Source organism: Clostridium tyrobutyricum DSM 2637 = ATCC 25755 = JCM 11008, from assembly GCF_000359585.1.
Taxonomy (GTDB): Bacteria; Bacillota; Clostridia; order Clostridiales; family Clostridiaceae; genus Clostridium_B; species Clostridium_B tyrobutyricum.
This window is the reverse complement of record NZ_APMH01000040.1, coordinates 22,880-29,645: the sequence shown is the minus strand read 5'-3', so window position 1 is coordinate 29,645 and position 6,766 is coordinate 22,880. Positions and strand designations below refer to the sequence as shown.

The 6,766-nt window shown below is 31.7% G+C and carries 7 protein-coding genes; all 7 read left to right on the top strand.

The features are described from left to right. The first annotated feature begins 351 nt into the window (after positions 1 to 351). The 7 genes from J418_RS0114085 to J418_RS0114055 all read left to right on the top strand — a co-directional run bounded on the left by J418_RS0114085 (position 352) and on the right by J418_RS0114055 (position 6,746). Positions 352 to 1,275, top strand: coding sequence for an AEC family transporter (locus J418_RS0114085; RefSeq protein WP_017895912.1), 924 nt, complete (start codon positions 352 to 354; stop codon positions 1,273 to 1,275). A 136-nt stretch (positions 1,276 to 1,411) separates the two neighbouring features. Next, positions 1,412 to 1,720 carry a 2Fe-2S ferredoxin gene (locus J418_RS0114080; protein ID WP_017752324.1) on the top strand — a complete coding sequence of 103 codons (309 nt, stop codon included), beginning with the start codon at positions 1,412 to 1,414 and terminating at the stop codon, positions 1,718 to 1,720. Positions 1,721 to 1,894: 174 nt separating this feature from the next. Beyond that, positions 1,895 to 2,665 (top strand): alpha/beta hydrolase, encoded by a 771-nt coding sequence (locus J418_RS0114075; RefSeq protein WP_017752325.1) that lies wholly within the window; start codon positions 1,895 to 1,897, stop codon positions 2,663 to 2,665. Between the two features lie 86 nt (positions 2,666 to 2,751). After that, the gene (gene moaA / locus J418_RS0114070; RefSeq protein WP_017752326.1) at positions 2,752 to 3,711 is read left to right on the top strand and encodes a GTP 3',8-cyclase MoaA; all 960 of its coding nucleotides are present in this window, start codon (positions 2,752 to 2,754) and stop codon (positions 3,709 to 3,711) included. Between the two features lie 83 nt (positions 3,712 to 3,794). Further along, entirely contained in the window at positions 3,795 to 4,298 is a 504-nt protein-coding gene (locus J418_RS0114065) for a nitroreductase family protein (protein WP_017752327.1), read from the top strand. Positions 4,299 to 4,396: 98 nt separating this feature from the next. Next, positions 4,397 to 5,509: a DUF362 domain-containing protein gene (locus J418_RS0114060; protein WP_017752328.1), complete on the top strand. Its 1,113-nt coding sequence runs from the start codon at positions 4,397 to 4,399 to the stop codon at positions 5,507 to 5,509. A 118-nt stretch (positions 5,510 to 5,627) separates the two neighbouring features. After that, positions 5,628 to 6,746 carry a THUMP domain-containing class I SAM-dependent RNA methyltransferase gene (locus J418_RS0114055; protein ID WP_017752329.1) on the top strand — a complete coding sequence of 373 codons (1,119 nt, stop codon included), beginning with the start codon at positions 5,628 to 5,630 and terminating at the stop codon, positions 6,744 to 6,746. Positions 6,747 to 6,766 lie beyond the last annotated feature (20 nt).

The window sequence follows — 6,766 nt, the reverse complement described above, 5'->3', positions numbered from 1 at the left end:
AATGTTATAACCACATTATACAAGGAGGAATTAAAAGTGTTATTTTATAGTGGTAACCAAGTTTATTAATTGTAAATACGCATACAAAAACACATAATCCAATTAATAGAGATTTCTTAAATTTATTTAGAAATATAAACTTATGTTGGTAATGAATCAAACCCATAACGTAAGAAATTAATTTTAACATTTTGAACCCTGCCTTTAAATTTGTAATTTATAATTTAATATATCATGATATATTAAATTTTTATGTGTCTGTTGTCACAATAATTATTAAATTTGGAGTGTTCTCAGTAATGATATATAATAAGTTTAATATTATAGAACTTTAAAAGTGGGGATTTTAAAATGTATCTTGTACTTGAAAATGTAGTAATATTATTTGTATTTATTTTTCTTGGATACTTTTTGGGGAAAAAAGAGGTTATACATACTTATTGTACTTCAGATTTGTCGAATTTTTTAGTAAAAGTAGCATTGCCCATTACCATATTTTGTTCAATGATCCGTCCCTTTGAGCAGAGCCTTTTAGTTGAAAGTATTCATATATTTGTTATTATGATAATCTTCCATATTGTATGTCTATTTATAGGACTTGCAGTAGTAAAGATATGCAATATAAAAACTGTTCAGGCAGGGGTTTGGATTTTTATATGTATGTTTTCAAACAATGGATTTATGGGATTTCCACTTTCCCAGTCCATTTATGGAAACAGTGGTTTATTTTTAATGGCAATTGGGAATGTAGTATCTAACTTTTTAATCTTCTCTGTTGGTGTAAAACTGCTTATACGAGGAAACAATACAGTAAAACTAAGTGGACGTCAGCTATTTTACAATAATATAAATATTGCAGTAGTTCTTGGCTTGATATTTTATTTTACACAGTGGCATATACCAGAGGTTGTAATGAAAATTTTAAAAGATCTTGGGAATTTGACTGCCCCACTTTCCATGATTGTTGTAGGATTATCCATATCCAAGTCAAATGTTAAGGAAATATTTAAAAATAAAAAAATTTATATTCTTACTTTTATGAGGCTTTTAATTATTCCGTTTATTACCATTGTAGTTGTAAGAATGCTTCCATTTGGAAGGACAAGTTTAATACCAGGGTTATTGATTTTGATTTCCGCATTACCGGCTCCATCATCAGTTTCAATTATTTCAGAACAGTACAATACTGATACAAAGACAGCATCGCAATCAATTTTTATGACAACATTGTTTAGTCTTGCTACGATACCATTGGTTATGTATTTTGTTAAATAATTAGGGAAAATTAATATTATGATAATTATATGCAATTATTTTAATGATTCATTAAAATAATATTGAGTTTTATGATAAATTGTGATATGTTGATTTGGTAATCAAATTTAAAATTGTTATAGGAGGATATGTTATTATGGATCAACTAAAACATCATATTTTTGTCTGTACAAGCTCTAGAATCAATGGAAAGCAGCAGGGAGTATGTTTTTCTAAAAAATCTGTTGATATAGTCAGTGGGTTCATGGAAGAAATAGAAGACAGGGATTTGAATGATGAAGTTAAAGTTACCAATACAGGATGTTTTGGTATGTGTGCCCAGGGACCAATAGTTGTTGTATATCCAGAAGGAGTATGGTATGGAGGAGTTACTCCAGACGATGTAGAGGAGATAATGGACAAACATATTGAGGGCGGAGAAATAGTAGAAAGACTTAAAATATGAATAAATTTAATGGAAACATATTTAAAAATATCAGGCTTGCATAATAGTAAGTCTGGTATTTTTTATTTTATATTTATATATGAGCTGTTGAAATATAAAGATGTTATTAGGTATAATGAAATAATACATTAAACAGGTATTAAGGATTATAATATATTCATGGAGGTGTTGTTTATGCAGAAATCAGTTGAAATTGAAAGTAAGGAATTGACTTTAAGGGGCATGCTTCATGTTCCAGAACGTATTAATGGCAAGATTCCAATAGTTTGTATTTTTCATGGATTTTACAGTGATAAAACTGAAGCTCATTTTATGTTTGTGAAGTTATCAAGAAAGCTGGCTGATAGAGGAATTGCCAGTGTGCGTTTTGATTTCAGGGGAAGTGGAGAAAGTGATGGCGAATTTATTGACATGACTGTTTCAAAAGAGCTTGAGGATGCAAATGCAATACTTGATTATGCTGGATCTTTGGATTTTGTAGATATAAACAAAATAGGTGTTATAGGTCTTAGTTTGGGCGGAGCTATTGCAAGTATGCTTGCTGCGGATCGCAGGGAAACTATAAAATCACTTTGTTTATGGTCTCCAGCAGGAAACATGAGAGATATTATAATAAAAGGAAAAAGTAAAGATGATGTTAGGCAAATTCGCAGGAAAGGTTTTTTTGATTTTGAAGGATTGTCGATTGGTACGGAATTCTTAGGTGATATAGAAAATATTGATATTTTCCGTAAAGCATCTTCATATGATAAAAATGTTTTGATTATTCATGGTGACAAGGATGAAACGGTTCCACTTTGCATATCAGAGAGATATTTGGAGCTTTATGGAACCAATGCAGTTCTTCATATTGTTAAAGGAGCAGACCACACTTTTAATTCCAAAGAATGGGAAGATGAAGTTCTTGATTGTTCAATTGCTTTTATGGAAACTGAACTTTTATAGAGTAAAGAAGAAAAGACTATGGATTTGGAAGGTATATCTGCTTTAATATATAGTTAAAATAATAGTCATTAAAGGATGAATTTTATATGATAGATAAATATAAGAGAAATATAAATTATTTACGCATATCTCTTACAGATAGGTGTAATTTAAGATGTAGATACTGTATGCCGGAAGAAGGTGTTGTACCTAAGCTCAATCATGAGGATATACTTCGTTTTGAACAAATATTGAAGATAATAAAGGCTTCATCTTTAATAGGTATAAATAAAATAAGGTATACTGGTGGAGAACCTCTTATAATGAATGGGATAGATAATCTTATATATGAGACCTCATCTATTGAAGGTATTGAGGATATTTCTATAACTACCAATGGTATTCTGCTCTGTGATGCAGCCGGAGATTTAAAAAAAGCCGGATTGAATAGAGTAAATATAAGTCTGGACACTTTAAATGAAAAAAAGTTTAATAGTATTACAAGAGGTGGAGATCTGAATAAAGTTATACAGGCTATTGAAAAATGCATAAGTCTTGGATATTCACCAGTCAAAATAAATGTGGTGCTTTTAAAGGGAATAAATGATGATGAAATTCAAGATTTTATTAATTTGACACTAGATATGCCAATTCATGTAAGGTTCATTGAATTAATGCCCATGGGTACTGCAGTTGATCTTTATAAAGATGAAAATATAAAATGTGATGAAATTATTAAAAATTTTACTGTTCTTGAACATATAACAAATGAAAAAAGCAGTACTGCAGAGTTGTATAAATTACCAGATGCAAAGGGACTAGTAGGTTTTATAAGGCCTATAAGTTGTAAATTCTGCAGCTCCTGTAATAGAATAAGACTTACTTCTACTGGAACTATAAAGCCCTGTCTCCATTCAAAACAGGAATATGATATAAAGCCTTATATAGAAAATGAGGAGAATCTCATTTTATTATTAAAAAAAATTATACTTAGTAAGCCTGTGGAACATCATTTAGAAGCTGGCATAAGTTCGAGCGAAAAAATGATGTATGAAATAGGAGGGTGATTTTATTTGTTTTAACATATTGTTTTATAGTAGAATTATAGTAAAAAGTTGTAAAATCCAAATTATTTTGAGGAGGGGATATAATGGACATAATTTTTAATAGAAGAAGTATAAGAAAATACAAAGATAAACCAGTTGAGAAGGAAAAGATAGATAAACTTTTAAAGGCTGCTATGCAGGCACCCTCTGCAGCAAATCAGCAGCCATGGGAATTTATTGTTGTGCAGGATAAAGAAAAATTAAAAGAGTTGTCAAATACTAGTCCATATTCTAAAATGGTGGCTGATTCAGGTGTTACTTTTGTCTTATTATCAAGGAAAGATAATTTACCTGTACCAGGTTGTGTACCGCAGGATATGGGAGCAGCTGCAGAAAACCTCCTGCTGGAGGCAGTGAACTTGGAACTTGGTGCTGTCTGGCTTGGAGTAGGTTCCATTAAGGAAAGAATGGATTATGTATGCAAGGTATTTAATTTACCCGGCAATATTGAACCTTTTGCGTTGATTGCAGTAGGATATCCCGATGGACAGGAAAATAAGTTTGTAGATAGGTTCGATGAAAAAAGAGTTCATTATGAAAAATTTTAATAATCAAACTTAAAAATAAGTGATGATGTTACAGACAACAAATGATTGTAACATCCTCTTATATTAAACTATTAATATGATTATATGGAGGGAATTTTGTGAAAAGTAATGTTTATTTTGCAAATTTGAGAGCAAGAAATGAAAATCAAAATAAAGTAACTAAAATAAGAAAATTATTTGATAAGTCTGGATTTAAAAATGTATTAAGTAAAGGAGATTTAACTGCAGTTAAAATTCATTTTGGAGAGCTTGGAGGAGATGGATACATTAATCCTGTTTTTGTAAGACAGGTAGTTGATAAAATAAGGGAATCACAGGCCAATCCATTTTTAACGGATACTAATACATTATATTCTGGAAGTAGGTCTAATGCAGTAGATCATGCAAATACAGCATCTCTTCATGGATTTGGTCATTCAGTGGTCAATGCTCCTGTAATAATAGCAGATGGTTTAAGAGGCGAAAACGTAAAAGAAGTGAAAATAAATAAAAAACACTTCAAGGAAACAAGAATAGCAGGGGCAATAGCTCAAGCGGACAGTATGATAGTACTGTCACATTTTAAAGGACATGAAGTTGCAGGTTTTGGTGGAGCAATCAAGAATCTTGCCATGGGATGTGCTAATCCAGCAGGAAAAAGAGATCAGCACTCTATAAGACCAAGTGTAAATATAGAAAAGTGCATAGGTTGTGGAAAATGCAGTGAGGTCTGTCCTAAACAGGCTATAACTGTTGAAAATAAAAAGTCGTCCATAGATAAAATGAAATGTATAGGCTGTGGAGAATGTATGACGGTCTGTCCGGTGAAGGCCATTGATTCAGGTGGGGAAATGGAGGCAAAAATATTTACTGAGAAACTTACGGAGTATGCTTATGGAGCACTAAGAGGCAAGACAGGTAGGGTAGGTTATATTAATTTTGTCATAAATGTTACTCCTGACTGTGATTGTGTTCCCTGGAGTGATGCACCTATAGTACCTGATATAGGAATTCTGGCTTCAACTGATCCAGTAGCACTTGATTGTGCCTGCTATGATTTGGTAAATCAAGCAATAACTTTACAACATACCATGTTAAGTGACAATCATGATCATGAGAAATGTCATGATAAATTTAAAGGACTAAGAGACAATACTTATGGTTATATTCAATTATCCTATGGAGAGGAAATTGGTCTTGGAACTAGAAACTATAGTTTAATAGAAATATAATTACAAGTGATTATAGACAGGTAATATAATATTATCTGTCCATTAATTTAATATTGTTTCATATTTTTAATTTATATATTATAATTATTAGATTGAATAGTATTACTAGGAGGAAAATATGGAATATACGTTAATTGCTACGGCAACATTTGGATTGGAATCTGTAGTTGCAATGGAACTTAGAGATCTTGGATATGAAGATTTACATATAGAAAATGGAAGAGTGATTTTTCAGGGTGACGAGATGGATATAGTTACCTGTAATCTATGGCTTAGAACTGCAGATAGAGTTCTTATAAGAATGGCTGAGTTTAAAGCAGAAAGTTTTGAGGAACTTTTTCAGGGCACAACTAAAGTGGATTGGGGATTTCTCATGCCGGAAGATGCATTTATGCATGTTGAAGGTAAATCTGTAAAGTCAAAGCTTCACAGTGTACCGGACTGTCAATCTATAGTTAAAAAAGCTGTAGTTGAATCCATGAAAAATAAATATCATGTGGAGAAATTTGAGGAGACAGGGGCAGAATATAAAATAGAAGTTGGAATTTTAAAGGATATAGTTACTTTGACGGTTGATACTTCCGGCGAGGGATTACATAAAAGAGGATATAGGAAGAATTCAGGAAAAGCACCTATAAAGGAGACATTGGCTGCAGCGTTAGTATTGTTAAGTAAATGGGACCCTTCTGTAATTCTTGCAGATCCAATGTGTGGTTCAGGAACAATTGCCATAGAGGCTGCATTGATAGGAAAGAACATAGCACCTGGATTAAGTAGAAATTTTGTTTCTGAGCAGTGGGGTATAATTCCACAAGATCTATGGAGAGATTTGAGAAAGTATGCATTAAACTCTATAAATAATAAAGAATTTAGAATATTGGCATCTGATATAGATGGAAGAGTTGTTAGAACAGCTATGAATAATGCCGAAAAAGCAGGAGTAGAGGATTGCATCGCATTTCAAAAAATACCTGTCCAGGAGTTTAGCTCCAGTAAATGTGGAGGATTTATAATAAGCAATCCGCCCTATGGAGAAAGACTTGGAGAGTTGGAAGAAGCTGAAAAATTATATGAAGATATAGGTAAAGTGTTTTCGAAACTAAAAGATTGGAATTATTTTATAATAACAGCTGATGACAAGTTTGAAAAATATTTTGGGAAAAGATCCAATAAGAACAGAAAACTTTATAATGGGAGATTGAAATGCTATTACTATCAATATTTTAATAGAAAATAAATACAATATATTTTGAATGG

What these genes read in the sequence shown, in the direction of transcription:
- J418_RS0114080 (WP_017752324.1), top strand. Translation starts at nt 1,412, where the DNA reads ATGGATCAACTAAAACATCATATTTTTGTCTGTACAAGCTCTAGAATC.
- J418_RS0114085 (WP_017895912.1), top strand. Translation starts at nt 352, where the DNA reads ATGTATCTTGTACTTGAAAATGTAGTAATATTATTTGTATTTATTTTT.
- J418_RS0114075 (WP_017752325.1), top strand. Translation starts at nt 1,895, where the DNA reads ATGCAGAAATCAGTTGAAATTGAAAGTAAGGAATTGACTTTAAGGGGC.
- J418_RS0114055 (WP_017752329.1), top strand. Translation starts at nt 5,628, where the DNA reads ATGGAATATACGTTAATTGCTACGGCAACATTTGGATTGGAATCTGTA.
- J418_RS0114065 (WP_017752327.1), top strand. Translation starts at nt 3,795, where the DNA reads ATGGACATAATTTTTAATAGAAGAAGTATAAGAAAATACAAAGATAAA.
- moaA (WP_017752326.1), top strand. Translation starts at nt 2,752, where the DNA reads ATGATAGATAAATATAAGAGAAATATAAATTATTTACGCATATCTCTT.